The sequence below is a fragment of the Nitrosomonas sp. Is79A3 genome (assembly GCF_000219585.1).
GTDB lineage: Bacteria > Pseudomonadota > Gammaproteobacteria > Burkholderiales > Nitrosomonadaceae > Nitrosomonas.
The window spans coordinates 1,034,576-1,051,696 of sequence record NC_015731.1 but is presented as its reverse complement, the minus strand read 5'-3'; the positions used below and the strand labels follow the sequence as shown (position 1 = coordinate 1,051,696).

The 17,121-nt window shown below is 48.9% G+C and carries 12 protein-coding genes and 2 pseudogenes; 6 read left to right on the top strand and 8 right to left on the bottom strand.

The window, feature by feature from the left end; translation table 11 throughout:
* Nucleotides 1–61: 61 nt before the first annotated feature.
* The 3 genes from NIT79A3_RS04770 to NIT79A3_RS04760 form a co-directional block, all read right to left on the bottom strand.
* Nucleotides 62–1,381 (bottom strand): HipA domain-containing protein, encoded by a 1,320-nt coding sequence (locus NIT79A3_RS04770; RefSeq protein ID WP_013965117.1) that lies wholly within the window; start codon nucleotides 1,379–1,381, stop codon nucleotides 62–64.
* Nucleotides 1,382–1,397: 16 nt separating this feature from the next.
* Complete coding sequence (locus NIT79A3_RS04765; RefSeq protein ID WP_041360144.1) at nucleotides 1,398–1,766, bottom strand: helix-turn-helix domain-containing protein; 369 nt, start codon at nucleotides 1,764–1,766, stop codon at nucleotides 1,398–1,400.
* Between the two features lie 183 nt (nucleotides 1,767–1,949).
* The gene (locus NIT79A3_RS04760) at nucleotides 1,950–5,453 is read right to left on the bottom strand and encodes a DEAD/DEAH box helicase (protein WP_013965115.1); all 3,504 of its coding nucleotides are present in this window, start codon (nucleotides 5,451–5,453) and stop codon (nucleotides 1,950–1,952) included.
* Between the two features lie 184 nt (nucleotides 5,454–5,637).
* Between NIT79A3_RS04760 and NIT79A3_RS04755 the strand changes: the two genes are divergently transcribed.
* Nucleotides 5,638–6,573: a metallophosphoesterase gene (locus tag NIT79A3_RS04755; RefSeq protein ID WP_013965114.1), complete on the top strand. Its 936-nt coding sequence runs from the start codon at nucleotides 5,638–5,640 to the stop codon at nucleotides 6,571–6,573.
* Nucleotides 6,574–6,579: 6 nt separating this feature from the next.
* On the opposite strand, the gene NIT79A3_RS04750 is transcribed toward NIT79A3_RS04755, so the two are convergent.
* The 4 genes and pseudogenes from NIT79A3_RS04750 to NIT79A3_RS04735 form a co-directional block, all read right to left on the bottom strand.
* The gene (locus NIT79A3_RS04750; RefSeq protein ID WP_198009388.1) at nucleotides 6,580–7,089 is read right to left on the bottom strand and encodes a CDP-archaeol synthase; all 510 of its coding nucleotides are present in this window, start codon (nucleotides 7,087–7,089) and stop codon (nucleotides 6,580–6,582) included.
* A 235-nt stretch (nucleotides 7,090–7,324) separates the two neighbouring features.
* On the bottom strand, nucleotides 7,325–8,536 hold the full coding sequence (locus NIT79A3_RS04745) for an IS110 family transposase (RefSeq protein ID WP_041360563.1): 1,212 nt from the start codon (nucleotides 8,534–8,536) through the stop codon (nucleotides 7,325–7,327).
* Nucleotides 8,537–8,739: 203 nt separating this feature from the next.
* Nucleotides 8,740–9,897 (bottom strand): annotated as a pseudogene (locus NIT79A3_RS04740) (IS256 family transposase); the annotation flags it as partial.
* A gap of 200 nt (nucleotides 9,898–10,097) precedes the next feature.
* Nucleotides 10,098–11,576: an ISNCY-like element ISNtsp2 family transposase gene (locus tag NIT79A3_RS04735; protein WP_013965111.1), complete on the bottom strand. Its 1,479-nt coding sequence runs from the start codon at nucleotides 11,574–11,576 to the stop codon at nucleotides 10,098–10,100.
* A gap of 181 nt (nucleotides 11,577–11,757) precedes the next feature.
* Between NIT79A3_RS04735 and NIT79A3_RS04730 the strand changes: the two are divergent.
* From NIT79A3_RS04730 to NIT79A3_RS04720, 3 genes and pseudogenes are all read left to right on the top strand, one after another.
* Nucleotides 11,758–12,909: pseudogene (locus NIT79A3_RS04730) on the top strand (IS256 family transposase); the annotation flags it as partial.
* Nucleotides 12,910–12,950: 41 nt separating this feature from the next.
* Entirely contained in the window at nucleotides 12,951–13,520 is a 570-nt protein-coding gene (locus NIT79A3_RS04725; protein WP_348225726.1) for a transposase, read from the top strand.
* 301 nt (nucleotides 13,521–13,821) lie between these two features.
* A complete protein-coding gene (locus NIT79A3_RS04720; RefSeq protein ID WP_013965110.1) occupies nucleotides 13,822–14,811 on the top strand; it encodes a M10 family metallopeptidase C-terminal domain-containing protein in 990 nt (329 codons plus the stop codon).
* A 277-nt stretch (nucleotides 14,812–15,088) separates the two neighbouring features.
* Here NIT79A3_RS04720 and NIT79A3_RS04715 read toward each other — a convergent pair whose 3' ends face one another.
* Complete coding sequence (locus NIT79A3_RS04715; RefSeq protein ID WP_156797013.1) at nucleotides 15,089–15,655, bottom strand: hypothetical protein; 567 nt, start codon at nucleotides 15,653–15,655, stop codon at nucleotides 15,089–15,091.
* A 385-nt stretch (nucleotides 15,656–16,040) separates the two neighbouring features.
* Between NIT79A3_RS04715 and thiS the strand changes: the two genes are divergently transcribed.
* A complete protein-coding gene (gene thiS / locus NIT79A3_RS04710) occupies nucleotides 16,041–16,244 on the top strand; it encodes a sulfur carrier protein ThiS (RefSeq protein ID WP_013965108.1) in 204 nt (67 codons plus the stop codon).
* Between the two features lie 47 nt (nucleotides 16,245–16,291).
* Nucleotides 16,292–17,116 carry a thiazole synthase gene (locus NIT79A3_RS04705; RefSeq protein WP_013965107.1) on the top strand — a complete coding sequence of 275 codons (825 nt, stop codon included), beginning with the start codon at nucleotides 16,292–16,294 and terminating at the stop codon, nucleotides 17,114–17,116.
* Nucleotides 17,117–17,121: the final 5 nt, after the last annotated feature.

Below are 17,121 nucleotides of genomic sequence, written 5' to 3'. Positions count from 1 at the left end.
TCATTCCATTCGGAATGACAAAGATGGTTACTCAGAGTTCTCCATTAATATTCGCAGGATTTCAGAGGAACGGTTGCAGCCGTAAGGCACTGTGTATCTTGTCACGATGATCCTGGCTCACGCCCGCCACATCGGCATAATCTCTCCAGCGCGAAACCACCTGCTGCACATCGTGCAGGATCGCCTTGGCTTGTCCGCGTTTCAAACCGGCCACTTTTTCAACCGCAACAAAATCGGCCAGATCGAATCCATCGCGTTTGCCATTCAGCGTCATTTGGTGCGTGGAAGTCCAACGCCCGGCGGGTTGATAACTGTAGGTGACGTCAAACGCGGGCGCCAAAAACCAAGTACCTTGCTTATCCATCAGGAATGCGATGTTTTTGACATGATCGTCCTGATTGCGTGCGACCACATTGAACACCATGCGCCGGAATTGTTGCTCTACGTCGCGCATTGGTAGCTGCAGCCGTTTAATAACTTGCAAAGCTTGTTCATAACTGTAAGCGCCCGCCAGGTTGAAATCGCAATGGGCCAGCGCACCCAACGATTGCATATGCAATTTGCCGCCGCTATCGGGATGATCGAGACGATCGAAACGCTTGGTCATGAAGTGCTGGCGGCCTTTTTCTTCCAGCAATCGGGATTCGTTCATGTGGATACCGGCATCGCGCGCCATCAGATAATAGGCATACTCAATTGCGCCATAGCCTTTGGGATCTTCCTGCTCCTTGTCTTTATTGCCGCTGACGCCGTCAAACTTCAGCAGCCAATAACCAAACCCTTCCGGCGCTTTCACCTGGCCGGAGCGCACTTCATGCGTAGCAGGATTCCAGGCAATCACTGCCTTGGCGCGCGCGCCACCGGCTGAGGTGCCTACTTGCAAGATCTGCTTGAGCGCACTGGCTTTTTGCGCATCATCGCCAAAAGTTTCTGCAAGCTGCTGACGATGCTTGAGTACTTCCGATGCCAGCTTAACCAACTGTTCAACTTGGATTTTCTGCGACGTGCGCGCCTTTGGGCCTTTTGCCGGTGAAAATTCTAGCGCTCCCATGCCACGGCTGCCGGTATAGCACAGCCGCTCCACTACATTGAAGGAACCCGGCTGACGGCCCTGCGTGGCGAGCCAAGCGTCGATCAAGGCATTACCAAACTTATCCGGTAGCGAATCGGCCAATAGGCCGGGCAAGCCATGGAAGGTATCCCGCCCCAGTGCCGGAAAACGATAAATCGTACCGGCCAGCGGCATCGTCAGCGGCGCAATCTCGATGCCGCTACGGGCAAACTCGCTGTCGTATTCAAAGCTCGCCACAGTACCGCCGTCTGCCAATGCCACAGCACCGATGGTACGCCCCCACAATTTCACTTCCGCAACTGTGCTCATGATGTTGGACAGCTTTTTAAGATGACGAATCACCCCAAGTCCAGGGTTTTTGGCCTGATTTCATGACCGGTGCAGTACGGCGGCCTCTTGCCCGTTGCCGGCCCTTACCTGTCTGCTTTTCTTTTAATAGCGCCATTGGACTTGGACCTGTTTCCGGCAACCACTGATCCCATCCAGCCATCAAATCCAATACACGGCACAGACGCACCAATGTTACCAACTGCACCGATTCACCGGCCTCAACCCGCTCCACCGTGCGCTTGGCCACTCCAGCTTCCGCCGCCAATGCCGCCTGAGATAGCGATCGCGCGATGCGCCGTTGCGCCAGGCGTCCGCCCAGTTCAGTCAAGATAGTCTCATCGGACAGTTCATTATTTATCTTCATATTCGCCATTTATGTCGACTTAATGCAATTAATATACAACATATCGTCATACATGGCGAATTAATTTATTTTTATTCTGATTAAGACTGGAAACTTGTCCTTGAACCAATTAATCAGTACAAGCACATGATTTATCGTGTTAATGGTAAAAGTTACACGGCGCCGCAAAAGATGAAGCGAAGATCACCCCAAACTAAAAACATCCTTTAGTTCGTTATTGCTCAGATTCCCAATCCATTTTTCCCCGCTACCTACAGTCATATCAGCAAGATTGCGCTTGGACTGAATCATGTCATTGATGCGTTCTTCGAAGGTGGCACGGGTAATCAGGCGATGCACCTGGACATTATGCTGCTGACCAATGCGATAGGCCCGGTCGGTTGCTTGCGCCTCAACGGCCGGATTCCACCACAAATCAAAGTGGATCACATTGGCGGCGGCTGTCAGGTTGAGGCCGGTGCCGCCTGCTTTGAGCGAGAGCAGAAATATGCGTTCGGTACGGTCATTCTGAAAGCGCTCCACCATGCTATCGCGTGTTTTGCGTGCAACACCGCCGTGCAGGAATTGCGGTTCCCGTCCGAATCGCTCTTTGATCCATGCCGACAGCAATTCGCCTGCCTCACGGAATTGCGTAAACACCAGTACCTTCTCATGCGCAGCAAGCAAGGGTTCAAGTAAATCAAGAAACAATTCGGCTTTGCCTGACAAATTGGCGCTGGTATCTCCCTTTTTAAGGTATTGCGCAGGATGATTACAGATTTGCTTCAAGGCCATGATCATTTGCAGCACCAACCCCTGGCGTTTGAATGTGTCGGATTCGCCGCTGATCACCCGCAAGGCTTCACGCACAACGGATTCATACAATGCCGCTTGTTTTTCCGTCAGCTCACAATACTGATTCTGTTCAATCTTGTCGGGCAGATCGCTGATAATGCTTTTGTCCGATTTGAGCCGCCGCAGCAAAAACGGGCTGGTGATGCGCTTAAAACGATTCGCCACGTGTTGATCATGATGGCTTTGTATCGGTACCGCAAACTCTTTGGTAAAACTGGTGAGATTCCCCAGAAAACCACGATTGGCAAAATCCATGATGCTCCAGTATTCGGACAAGCGGTTCTCAACGGGTGTGCCGGTCAAAGCAACGAAACTCCCCGCCGGGATCGCCTTGACGGCTTTGGTCTGTTCAGCAGCCGGGTTTTTGATGTTTTGTGCTTCATCCACGATGACGAGACACCAAGTCAATTTTTTGAGCTTGGCCAGATCAGATCGCACCAAACCGTAGGTCGTCAGCAACACATCCGGACGCTCTTTCTCCAGTACTCGTTCCGTACCATGAAAAATATCCACCTTCAGCGCCGGTGCAAAGCGTGCGATTTCTTTTGTCCAGTTGGTCAATAAACTGGTCGGCACAATCACCAGCGCTTTTGCTTCTTCCAGCTTTCCTTCCTCCTTGAGTTTCAGCAAAGTAACGATCACCTGGAGAGTTTTGCCCAGACCCATGTCGTCAGCGATAACGCTACCGAAACCGATACGGATATTCCGATACAACCAGGCATAGCCGCGCTCCTGATATGGCCGCAGGATTGCATTGAGCGCACCAGGCAGCGGCACACTGCCTATTTCGGTAAGTTCACGAATCATGTCACGCGCTTGAGCATCCAGCATTACGGGTGAACCCAGATACTCCTCGGTCAAGGCAATACGCAACAGTTCCGCCTGTGTGGTGCGCGGCGGTTTTTCCAGCTGCAGGCGCAGCCGTTCAATTTCGGCAGGATCCAGATAAACGTATTCGCCCCGGAAACGCACAATTCCGTGGGCAGTTTTGACCAGTTCTTCAAATTCCGCTTGTGTGAGTTGGTTATGCCCAATCGCTACAGTCCAGTCGAAACCAAAAATATCGTTTGCATTGAGATAGCCGGAACTGCCGCTATCCTTGCCGGATAATTTCATCGACAAACGTGGCCGCAGCACGCGGTCCAGCGCTTTGGGCAGCAGCGCGCGTATCCCCAGCAGCCGGATAACAGGCAGCACATCAAACAAAAATGCCGGGAGTGCTTCAGCACTCAGCGCGATCGGCGTTGTTGCGCCGGTATTGATATAACCGTTAAAGTCCGGGAAGAATTCCGCCAGCAAGGCCACCGTTCTCAATACACTATAACGATTTTCCTGCCATGCCGGATCGGTCAGCAAGCTGGCAAATGAGGCAGGTTCCTGCAGTAGGTCATTACGTGCCGCCACGCCCAGCGACAGGCTAAATCCAATATGCTCCTCCTCTAACCGCAACACCGGCACATGCGCTTGATGACCAATATGAAAGCGTGCCAGCCATAATTGCACCCCGCTGCCCACTTCGCCTTCACCGGGTCCTTCAAACCGCGTGTGGCCGTGACCAAAAAAAAGATCGATCAGTTTGTTACCATAGGGCTTTTCAGCACCGGCATCACTCCAACGACGTATAAACTCACTCAGAAATAAACTGCATAGCGCTACGGCTTGTACTTCTCCCGAGAGATTGACCACCTGCTTGTCACCGTGAAATGCCAACAACCCGGATGGCAGACGCGCAGCCAACTGGCCGATCAAAGCGCTCACCGTCTCATCCAGCATCGCCGGTAACCAGCGCAGCCCCACGCCCAATTTATCTGCATTGAACACCTGCGGTAAGACTGCGCCCTTTGCCAGCAAATGCAAACTGGTCATACGCGCATGAAGCATAGCCGCCACTTCGGGCTGGAGGTCAGGCAAATCAGCTTCGGCAATCTGTTGCAGATCGGATACCCAATCTGGCCAGCGTAATGGCGCTGTCAATCCGGCAAGGGCCGGCTGATAGCTAGTATTGAGTGTTATGTGCGGCTTATCCGCAGCGGTAATAGCGGATTTCGCCTGATCCGTTTCCACAACAGAATTGAGTGCAAGCCGCGCCTGCTTGATCACTCGCTTCATCACTTTTTCATAGATCACACGAAAATCACCCTGCTGAAAGAAAGCAGGATTTGCAGGCAGCACACTCACCAGAGAAACCGCAAGATCAGGCAATGTCGAGTAATCCAACACGCTGTAGTAGTCCGTTGCATCAGCAACATCCGGCACCGTCGCGGCATGTTGATGTGATTGACCCAGCAAGTCATCGGCTATCGGCAGCGCTGCCTTGGCTTCGCTTTCAATCGAAATATGGCGGGCTTTCAGTTCCTGGATGAGATCGACTCCCTTCAACGAAAACACCATAAAAGGATTGCCATCAATTTCGCGGCTGATCAAATAAATCACCGCAGCCAGATGTTTGCATGGCACGGCCCAATCCGGACAGGAACAACTCATGGAAAGATCCGACCAGCGCGCCGGAAAAATATCGATCTTCAGCATCCTGACGCGCTCCAAAACAGCAGGATCCAACTCACGGTTGAGCATTTTCGAGATAACCACCGGATCCAGCGCCAGCGCATCGAGTAAAACCTTGGCCTGCGGCTTTGGCATGGCCGGAACCTCGATTTTCACCGTGTAAGGCTGCGGGCGGGAACCTTTGACCTTGGCATGAATGTTTCCCTGCCGAATCTCAATTTTCGTCACTGAACCTTTATTGGCATAACTGCGCCCCCGCGGCAATCGATTGTCATAGTCGATCTGTGAAAGCGAGTTAAGCCACTGCGCGCCCCACCATGTTTGTCCGTAACCTTTATGTGCTGACATGATTCATGAATTTTAGAAAAAAATGAGTTTAAAAGAATTTAACCCGATATTTCATGTGCACCAAGAATATAAGCAATTTTGGAACCCTGTGTGATTTTTATTGCTTGCGGGAAAGCATGGTAACAAAGTGTTGTGACGAAATTTGGATTCTTAGAGATGCTCCAACGTATAATTACCGGCAAAAATGGATACCATAGAACAACAACTAGAAGCTCGCCTCGGTCGAATACACGCCAGGCAGCGGCTTGGAATCGAAGCGGAGCATGGGCACCGCGTCTTTGGGCGCGGATTGAATTTTTTTCATCCTGAAAACTGGTATTCCGCACATGCATTGATCCGCTTTGCCATCCAGTTGGTTGGCATGTACGAGCGCGGGCAGAGTAATGCGCGCAATTTACAGGTCAAGAACAATCGGATTCACTTGCCTCATTTACCCCAGGCATTTCATGATTTCAAGATCCTGCACCTGACTGATTTGCACGTGGATATGGATGATCGCAATCTCGCTGCATTGATTCAGACAGTCGCCGGTCTGGATTATGACATCTGTGCCTTAACCGGAGATTATCGTGCCCGGACTTTTGGTGAAATTGATGGTGCCGTTGCTGGCATGCAGCGGCTGATTACCACATTGAAACAACCCGTCTACGGCATTCTAGGCAATCATGACTCGATACGGATGTTGCCTGCATTGGAATCGATGGGGGTAATCATGCTGATGAATGAAGCAACTACTTTGGAAAAAGACGGGGCGAAAATTTTCCTCGCAGGCGTAGATGACCCGCACTATTTCCGTGTCGACAATATCCAAAAAGCTGCCCGGGACATACCCGAAGAGGCTGTTTCTTTGTTGCTTTCGCATACCCCGGAAATTTACCGCCTGGCTGCGCATGCGGATTTTGATGTGATGTTCTGTGGCCATACGCATGGCGGTCAAATCTGCCTACCGGGTGGAATTCCCATCACGCTGGATTCCAAGTGCCCGCGATATTTGGGTGCTGGCAAGTGGCACTATCAGAAAATGCAGGGCTATACTTCCGTTGGCGCAGGCACATCGATTGTAAACGCACGATTTAATTGTTTACCTGAGGTGACCATCCACCATTTATTGCTGCCCTAAGCACGCTTAATATGGTGTTTTCCGAATGCGGAGCCAGAATAATAGCTGCGAAAGTATTAGATCTATCAGAAAGAATGCCACTACAACCACAACAATTTGCTCTACGCTGATTCCCAGCAAATCATTACAGCCCAGCAGCGGAAACAATGATTCTGGAATTTGATCCAATCCCAATGCCATCGAACTCGATACCAAACTCAAACGCCGCTTGATAAAGCTCGTTGTCATATCGCCCATCATCGATAGTGCACCAAATAACAAGCTAGTGTGGAGAGGAATCGCAAAAATGCTGCCAATCAGAACCGACACCAGCAGCGCAGATATCAGACCCCGGAAGGTTTTTGATGGACCCAGAATAGGCCGGCCATCGGAAAATACCCGATTGCAGTCAATAGGACAGGAAAATCGTTGGCCGAGCAATTTTGTCAGCAGAATGGGGGCGCCATTGATCCCTATCAACCAAAACAGCACAAATATTTCCAGTTGCAGTTCTTCCATGAGATCGGGCAATGGCAAAGTTAACGCAGAACGGTGTCACAGACACCCTATCAGATCCAGAATCAAGAATCCCAAATAAAGACAAAAACTAATCCGTTGTTAGCCATTCGGTTTTGTAACATCACCCATCATTGCCGGATAACTACTCCATAGCCATGACACAGCCAATTAAACTAATCGGAGTGGTCTTGTTATGGCCTGCAGTATATATCAATTTTTCTTTATTCGCGACCTGAACATCCCGCTAGAATTTTCAAGTGTTTTCGTCGATTTTTTTACGTATCTCATAGGCACGATTTTGTTTCAGCATTCTGAATATAATGCGGCAAAGTTGTCGGCCAAGCGCCCGAATTGCCTGATTATGTGATTTCCCCTCAATCCGTTTTTTCTCATAGTAACGCTGTGATTCAGGTACGCATTTTCGATGCTTGTCTACAGCGGCCATCATCGCGGTTTTGGCGCGTTTGTTGACATGTTGCGGTGCTTTTGAACCTCGAAACTTCCCTGAGCTGTTATCAAGGTTGGCCATTCCCAAATAGAGCGCCAGACTGCGTTCGCTAGCAAATCGATCAATGGTGCCAATCTCGCCCGCCAACTCTGAAGCACAGATCACAGCGAACCCTGGAATACTGTCAATTAACTGCGCAGCTTGGGATTCTTGCATTAACATCTTGCAACGTAATTCCAATGCTTTGATGTCGTTTTTGAGCGCCAGGATACGCCGGGCATCTTCAATGATCATCTCGCCGACCCATTCCACTTCATGACTAAATGACGCATGCGATTGCCATGCGACAATACTATCGGCGTACTTGCGGCCCACACCAGGAATCTTTAGCAAGGTAGATACGCGTAAACGCGACAGCTTGGTCAATTCATCAACGCTGGTGATAAAGCGTAAGAACCAAAGATTATCTGCATCTTTTGTGATGTCCAGCAGGCCGGGGCACACTGCGTGAAGATCGCCCTGAAGACGACTTTGCAGGCGGCTCTTTTCATCCACCAAAGCACGACGACGGCGACTCAGCCGTTTGAGCATATCGTTTTCCCGTGGTGTCGGCATGATTTCCTGAAGAACGTCTTTAGCCAATGGCAGGTGATCCCGCAGTTGGAATAGCTCCAGGCCTTTGCAAGCATCAATGCGGTCATTCTTGGCCGCAGCCGGAAAAATTTCCTTAAAGCGAGCCAGCTTCAGATTGTTGATGTTGTAGAGTTCATAACCGCGTACTTTCACCAGACTGTCCAAAGGGCGGGCATAGCCATTGTAGCCTTCCATTGCTACCGCTACCGCACCACCATGGCGTTGTCGATGATGTTCAATACGTTCAAAGAATTGTTTAAAACCTTCCGGGCGGTGGAAAATGGCAAACTCATCCAGCACATCGCCATTGGACAGGCCTATTGCTACACTGTGCTGACGACAACCTATATCAACACTGACATAAATTTGTGGGGTATTATCCATGATCATGGGGCCTCCGTACTGTTGCAACTAAACCGATAAATCATCCGTCGGTCTCGTCTACATACAGAGCCACAATCTACTGATCGGCACCATCCCGAACGACACACCGGATGACGCAGGAGGACGGGGACGGCATTTCAAGTCTAGCGAACCAGAATCCCAGCCGCTGACCCCATGAGCCACATCCCCGTCCGTTTGCTATATTAAACTATGGTTCTGTGGCCTGTCATCCTGCAAAATACGATGGTAGACCCCATTATGTTTCTGTTTAACGCAGGTTTCCAATCGCGCAGTGGCATCGTCCATTTCTTGCTGATATTGATCAGTGCCAAATAGAACAATTTAGTAACAGCTTCATCATTTGGAAATGAGCTCCTATTTTTACTAACTTTACGTAAACTCATGTTCACCGACTCAATGGCATTGGTGGTGTAAATGATTTTGCGTATTTCAGGGGGGTAATCGAAGAACGGAATAATACGCATCCAATTGTTACGCCAGGATTTAGCAATTGGCGGATAAGCACCATCCCATTTCACTTCAAATTCAGTGAGATATTGCTCTGCCTCGTCTGCTGTTGATGCGCTGTAAACGCGCTTCAAATCAGTTGCAACCAGACCGCGTTTATTCCAGCCCACGTAATTTAAACTATTACGCACCATATGCACAATTCAAAGCTGTACCGTGGCTTGCGGGTAGACCGCCTCAATGGCTTCAGGAAAGCCTTTTAAGCCATCCACACAGGCGATGAAGATGTCTTGTATGCCACGGTTCTTAAGTTCAGTGACAACGCCCAGCCAGAATTTAGCACCTTCAGTCTGTGAGACCCATAAACCCAGCACTTCTTTTTCGCCTTGCATGTTTATGCCAATGGCAAGGTATACGGCTTTGGTACGCACCGCACCGGCATCACGGACTTTGACGTGGATGCAATCCAGATAAATGACGGGATAGACTGCATCCAGCGGGCGGGACTGCCATTGCTTCACATCTTCCATCACTGCATCGGTAACGGATGAGATCAGTGTAGGCGAAACCTCCGCACCATACATCTCGATCAGGTGACTCTGGATTTCGCGTACCGTCATACCACGCGAGTACAGTGATATGATCTTGTCATCAAAGCCAGTCCAGCGTGTTTGGTGCTTAGAGATCAGTTGTGGTTCAAAGCTGCCCTCGCGATCACGAGGGATTTCAATCGGCAACTCACCAAATTCACCCTTAAGGGTCTTGCTGCTTTTGCCGTTGCGGGCATTGCCAGTGAGGTTGCTGACAGTAGCATGTTTGTCATGACCCAAGTGCTCAGTCATTTCCGCTTGTAACGCACGTTCAATCAGCGCCTTGGTGAGTTGCTTAAGTAGTGTCAGCCCGAAAACCCCATTTTTTGACAGCGAGCTACCTAAATTTCAATCACTCCTGAAAAATGCAATGAGGATACGCATTCAAAAAAGCTTCCGATTGCATTTTTTTGGGAGACGTAGCACAAAAAACTCGATTTTTACCCAGCACCACCCGCTGATTGCTCACAATCAGGCGGTTTTTACGTTTGATAGACAGCTGTTTAGGCTGCTGATCGATATTTTAAATATCGCTCTTTCGCTTTGCGCTCACGTTCCACATCTTGCTGCCACAGGATATCACCCATTCGACGGATGTTCCTGGTGACAATGGCTAGTGCAACATAACGTTTAAAACCATCGATGCCATGGTCTGGACATTTGTCTAAACCATGTATCCCCAATGCATTGATTGCTGACTCTACCGCTGAGTGTGCCCGACGGGCTTTAACAAATTCTTCGGTTCGTTCTACCGCTTGACGCTCTTTGCTTAGTTTGCCTTTTCTAGGGAGCGTGACCTGGTCGAGATGTTGGGTCAATTCAGCTTGGTTGGCGGGTGAATGAAAGCCTTTGTCGAAACTACAGGCATTGAGTTTGGGAAAGCGTTTTTTAGCTTCTGCGATCATGGATACTGCAATCTGATCATCGGTTTGTTTTTCCATCACCTGATGATGCAAGATGAATTGATGCTGGTCTTCCAGGATGCATACTTTGACACCCAACTCAACCGGTACGCCTGCCTTCCCTTTGCTGATCCATTCGGTGTGGGGTTCAAAAATGGAGAATACCTTTTCTGCGTGAGGAATCATTTCACCTTTAATGACACGACGTTCGATTTGGTCGATTTGGCGCTCGGCGTGTTTGATGTAGCCTTCAATTTCAATCTTTTGGAGTAGCTCAGTAGGCGCAGTCGCGGTCAGTTTGGTTAAGGTGTCTTGAATTTTGTCTAAGTGATTTTTGGCTTGGTCAATATAGGCCTGGTGCGCTTGCGTAACTTGTGCGTCGATTTTGTCTTGTCGTGCTTTAGCGACGCTGCGCTTTTTGTTCTGCGCACAACGCATGAGTCGTTTTAATTGGCGCAGGTTGTAGCTATATTGCCGCCAGTCGCTTAATTGCTGCCTTTCACACCAGTATGCCGTCAGCGTAATCGCTTTGCGCAGGGCATCCCACAACAAGTTGATGTCGGTTGGAAAATGCACATCGGTTTCAACAACAAAGGAGTCGCACCGCCCACGCAGGACTCCTTCGCCCTTTTTTATAAGGGCATGCCCTCCTTCAACAATGATTTGGTTCAATTTGTCCAAAAGCTCCGGCGCGAGCAGGCCAACATTATCCACCAAAGTTTGATAGGCATAGCTTTTGTCTTCATCATACAGACTATGCCCCAGCATCTCGCGCAAAGTTTTATGCTGGTTAACTAATTCGTGAAGACGGTCATAATCAGCATTTAAGTCCAGGCGTAATACGCCACAAACCAGTATGCTCCAGAGTGTCATGCCAGGGCGGCCATTGCGCTTACTAACCTCGGAAGCAATTTCACTTTCCAGTAATGCAAAAACACTCTGGCGCAATTCCTCATTCATGTACAGGTGCTGTAATCCGCGCAGTATCTTCGGTATGTCATCTCGTGATCTCAAATCGAATTTGATTTGTGATACGTCAATTTCACCTAATTCCATCTGTGCAGTTCGGACTACGCGCATCTGATCTCCAATCGAACGAAGTTTGTTTCTGACAACGATATTCTCGCCGATTTCAATCGAAGTTTGAGGTTATTTTGCTTTAAAATGCACCAGAACTACCTAATAACAGCAGTTTAGCTCAATTTCTCAGAATTCTTCATCACCTTAATTACTAGCAACCTGTTGTTTCTTATTGGGATAGATGGTTTTCTGGCTTGCACTACTTAAGCAACTCACCAAGGCGCTGATTGAACGTGCGTTACAAGCGGAAATGACTGAGCACTTGGGTCATGACAAACATGCTACTGTCAGCAACCTCACTGGCAATGCCCGCAACGGCAAAAGCAGCAAGACCCTTAAGGGTGAATTTGGTGAGTTGCCGATTGAAATCCCTCGTGATCGCGAGGGCAGCTTTGAACCACAACTGATCTCTAAGCACCAAACACGCTGGACTGGCTTTGATGACAAGATCATATCACTGTACTCGCGTGGTATGACGGTACGCGAAATCCAGAGTCACCTGATCGAGATGTATGGTGCGGAGGTTTCGCCTACACTGATCTCATCCGTTACCGATGCAGTGATGGAAGATGTGAAGCAATGGCAGTCCCGCCCGCTGGATGCAGTCTATCCCGTCATTTATCTGGATTGCATCCACGTCAAAGTCCGTGATGCCGGTGCGGTGCGTACCAAAGCCGTATACCTTGCCATTGGCATAAACATGCAAGGCGAAAAAGAAGTGCTGGGTTTATGGGTCTCACAGACTGAAGGTGCTAAATTCTGGCTGGGCGTTGTCACTGAACTTAAGAACCGTGGCATACAAGACATCTTCATCGCCTGTGTGGATGGCTTAAAAGGCTTTCCTGAAGCCATTGAGGCGGTCTAACCGCAAGCCACGGTACAGCTTTGCATTGTGCATATGGTGCGTAATAGTTTAAATTACGTGGGCTGGAATAAACGCGGTCTGGTTGCAACTGATTTGAAGCGCGTTTACAGCGCATCAACAGCAGACGAGGCAGAGCAATATCTCACTGAATTTGAAGTGAAATGGGATGATGCTTATCCGCCAATTGCTAAATCCTGGCGTAACAATTGGATGCGTATTATTCCGTTCTTCGATTACCCCCCTGAAATACGCAAAATCATTTACACCACCAATGCCATTGAGTCGGTGAACATGAGTTTACGTAAAGTTAGTAAAAATAGGAGCTCATTTCCAAATGATGAAGCTGTTACTAAATTGTTCTATTTGGCACTGATCAATATCAGCAAGAAATGGACGATGCCACTGCGCGATTGGAAACCTGCGTTAAACAGGTTTACTATTCAGTTTGAGGAAAGGATGCCTCAGCAGTATTTACCGCCACTTACACAAAATTTAGGATACCCTCTGGTGTGGGCCGCAAGTACGCCGATAGTATTGTCGCATGGCAATCGCATGCGTCATTTAGTCATGAAGTGGAATGGGTCGGCGAGATGATCATTGAAGATGCCCGGCGTATCCTGGCGCTCAAAAACGACATCAAAGCATTGGAATTACGTTGCAAGATGTTAATGCAAGAATCCCAAGCTGCGCAGTTAATTGACAGTATTCCAGGGTTCGCTGTGATCTGTGCTTCAGAGTTGGCGGGCGAGATTGGCACCATTGATCGATTTGCTAGCGAACGCAGTCTGGCGCTCTATTTGGGAATGGCCAACCTTGATAACAGCTCAGGGAAGTTTCGAGGTTCAAAAGCACCGCAACATGTCAACAAACGCGCCAAAACCGCGATGATGGCCGCTGTAGACAAGCATCGAAAATGCGTACCTGAATCACAGCGTTACTATGAGAAAAAACGGATTGAGGGGAAATCACATAATCAGGCAATTCGGGCGCTTGGCCGACAGCTTTGCCGTATTATATTCAGAATGCTGAAACAAAATCGTGCCTATGAGATACGTAAAAAAATCGACGAAAACACTTGAAAATTCTAGCGGGATGTTCAGGTCGCGAATCAAGAATTCACAGCCTGCCCTATGCTTCTCTAAACTTTCACAACTCGCCGCTTATGCCATTTACCCGCAAACCCGCTACCACAAGCTTACTTCGACGCTCTAAAGAAAGAGAATAATAATCCATTCGCGGAATTTGGGTCTTCCAACATGGTTTTCCAATACGCTTGACCAAATATTCGATTTATATATAATGAATTTGAGAAAAAAGCGTTTATTTTTACTATATGCCTCTAATCATATTGGCACAAATTACTAAAACAAGGAGAAGCGAATGGCCATCATTAATGGAACTGAATTGAACGACATTCTCACTGCGCTGAATGTGGATATCAACGGGATTGGCGACGAAATATATGGCCTTGGCGGCAACGACACAATCACTGGATTTTTAGGCAGTGACAAGTTGTTCGGTGGCACAGGACGCGACACGATCTATGGTATGGACGGTCACGATACGATGGATGGCGGCGCTGACAATGACCGGCTGTTTGGTGGCAACGGCAATGATGGCATGATCGGCGGTGCTGGTAACGACTATCTGGACGGCGAGCTGGGATATGATGCGGTGGACTATCGCGGGGTCACGGGCACGCGCGGGGTGACTGTTGATCTTCGTATTACCAAGGCCCAGAATACAAAGGCTGATGGATACGATACGATTGTTAATGTCGAGCAGGTCTGGGGTTCGAACCTCAATGATACGATCACCGGCTCGAACGGCGACAATGATCTTTATGGCTTCAATGGCAGCGACATCATCAACGGCGCTGGCGGAAACGACAATATCTTTGGCGGCGAATTCGGAGAAACCACAGGTAACACCCTGTCCGGTGGCGATGGCAATGACAACATTCTCGCCTCATCTGGTGCAGACACGCTGCGTGGCGATGCGGGGAACGACCGCCTGACGGGCTCGCTTGGCACCGACCGGTTGACGGGTGGCACTGGCGCTGATCGATTTGTATTTGACAACTTGGCCGATTCCACGGTGGCCGCAGCCGACACGATCACGGATTTCAATGGCGCTGAAGACCTGATCATGCTGGCACCCCTACAATTCACCGCATCGCAGACCTTTATTGGCGCGTCGGCTTTCTCGGCAACCGGTGGGGCCGAACTGCGGGTGACAACGGCAGCGGGCGTTCAGACGCTTCAGGCCGATGCCAACGGTGATGGCACAGCCGATATGGCCATCAAGGTGATCGGCACGGCACTTGCCGCTGATGACTTCATCTATTCACCTGGCGGTTTCGGCATCTGATCCCGCAAGGGATTGCATAGTTGCAAGCCTGGGTTCGCTATTTGGCGTGCCCCGGCTTCAATTTAATGTCGCTTGCTTATACTGATATGGCCTGCGGCATGATAGGCGATAATCGTTAGGGTCAGGAACCGAATCTCGAATCCAATACCGGCAACGCACACCACCAGGTTACAAAACAAAAATCAAATTTAATTCATCGGCTACATCGGCTATATTCTCAATTCGCGACCTGGCCCCACCCTTTGGCCCCACCCTTACTAGCACTTTATTGGGTATTTCAACCGAAAACTTTAACCAAACGCCACAGCAAATCGAGAAGGCGCGAGATTTGATGCTCCGAAAGACCATCTGCAGGCCCATGTACTGCCGTATTTCTGACTTTCCAGAATTCCTCGAATGCATCGACCTCGGATGATGTGATAAATCCTTCTTCTAAAAGGAGTTGCATCCCCGTTCTGGCACCTAATCGACCAGATTTACTTAACTCCAGTTCATTAACAGTCTCTTGGATCATTCTCTCAGCAAGCACTGCACCTAGAATGATTTTTTCACGTCCTGGCAACGGACTCGACACTATACTTTGATACTCTTTGACGTATGAATCATACAGCGGTGCATAACTAACGCCACTAGAACGCTTACTTGTTCGCGTTTCGCTCTCCGCAACGACAATCTTCTGTTCCAACTTTCGGAGATCTTTTTCAAATTCCGCTTCGAATTCTCCCCATTTGACCTTCTTTACTTTTGAGAACAGAGTGACCAACTCTGGAAGCAGGAAGGAGAGGGCAGCAACACTGAGTAGTATAAGTGCACTATGGTCGATTCTATCGTTTTTTTTAGCCACATGTATTGCCGCTAGAAGCGCAGCTACTCCTCCGACTATTTCAAATCTGCTCAATCTCAAGGGAACCACACCATGTAATTATTGATAGACATTCCAATCGTCCATTATAAAGATGTTTTATAAAAAAATTGATTCAAATAGTAATTATCTAAGTTTTTTTCAGACAAGTCGCTGAGGTAAGCCGCCGGGGTCAGGTACCGAATCACGAATCCAATACTAGCAACACAGATAGTTTTTCAACAGCCGTTTTAGTAAAACTGAGCCGACTCAAAGTAATATCCATAAATTTTTCAAATTACCCAATCCCCACATGATAAAATTCATCCTGATTTTTGATTGTTCATCATTTGGCTAACCTGAAATATCAATCCCTGCTTTATCATCTATGATACAACTCACCATTAATGGACAACCGCAGCAATTTGAGTCGCCGATTAACGTGACGCAGCTTATCGACCATCTTGCATTGCACGGCAAACGCATCGCCATAGAGCGCAATGGCGAGATTATTCCGCGCAGCCAATTCTCGGAACAAATTCTGGTTCATGGGGATCAGCTGGAAGTTGTGGTGGCCGTCGGTGGCGGTTAAATCTCGCGCTATTCAACAAATATACCTTTGGTACAAAAAAGAATTTCATGGATAACTTAGTTATTGCCAGCAAAATCTATACATCCCGGTTACTGGTCGGCACAGGTAAATACAAGGATTTCAACGAAACCCGCGCAACCGTTGAAGCAAGCGGTGCTGAGATCATTACTGTCGCGATCCGGCGCACGAATATCGGGCAAAATTCTAATGAACCCAATCTGTTGGAGGTTTTGCCGCCCTCGCAATACACCTTATTACCCAACACAGCGGGCTGTTATACCGTTGAAGACGCGGTGCGCACACTGCGCCTGGCGCGTGAATTACTGGATGGGCACAGTCTGGTCAAACTGGAAGTGCTGGGTGATCCCAAAACACTGTATCCGAACATGGTGGAAACCCTGAAAGCCGCGGAGATTCTGATCAAGGAGGATTTTCAGGTGATGGTATACACTTCGGACGATCCGATTATTGCCAAACAACTGGAAGACATGGGTTGTGTCGCCGTCATGCCGTTGGCTTCGTTAATTGGCTCGGGCATGGGCATTTTGAATCCATGGAATCTGCAAATCATCATCGACAATGCAAAAATCCCGGTATTGGTCGATGCGGGTGTCGGCACGGCGTCCGATGCAACCATTGCGATGGAATTGGGTTGCGATGGCGTACTGATGAACACGGCGATTGCTGCAGCCAGAAATCCGGTATTGATGGCATCCGCAATGCGCAAAGCCGTTGAAGCCGGACGTGAAGCGTATCTGGCCGGACGCATGGCAAAAAAACTCTACAGCGCCAGCCCCAGCTCGCCAACGGATGGCGTCATCGCCAATTCAGACACAGTTACAAAGAAATCAGCAACAGGTAAACCGGCCTAATTCCC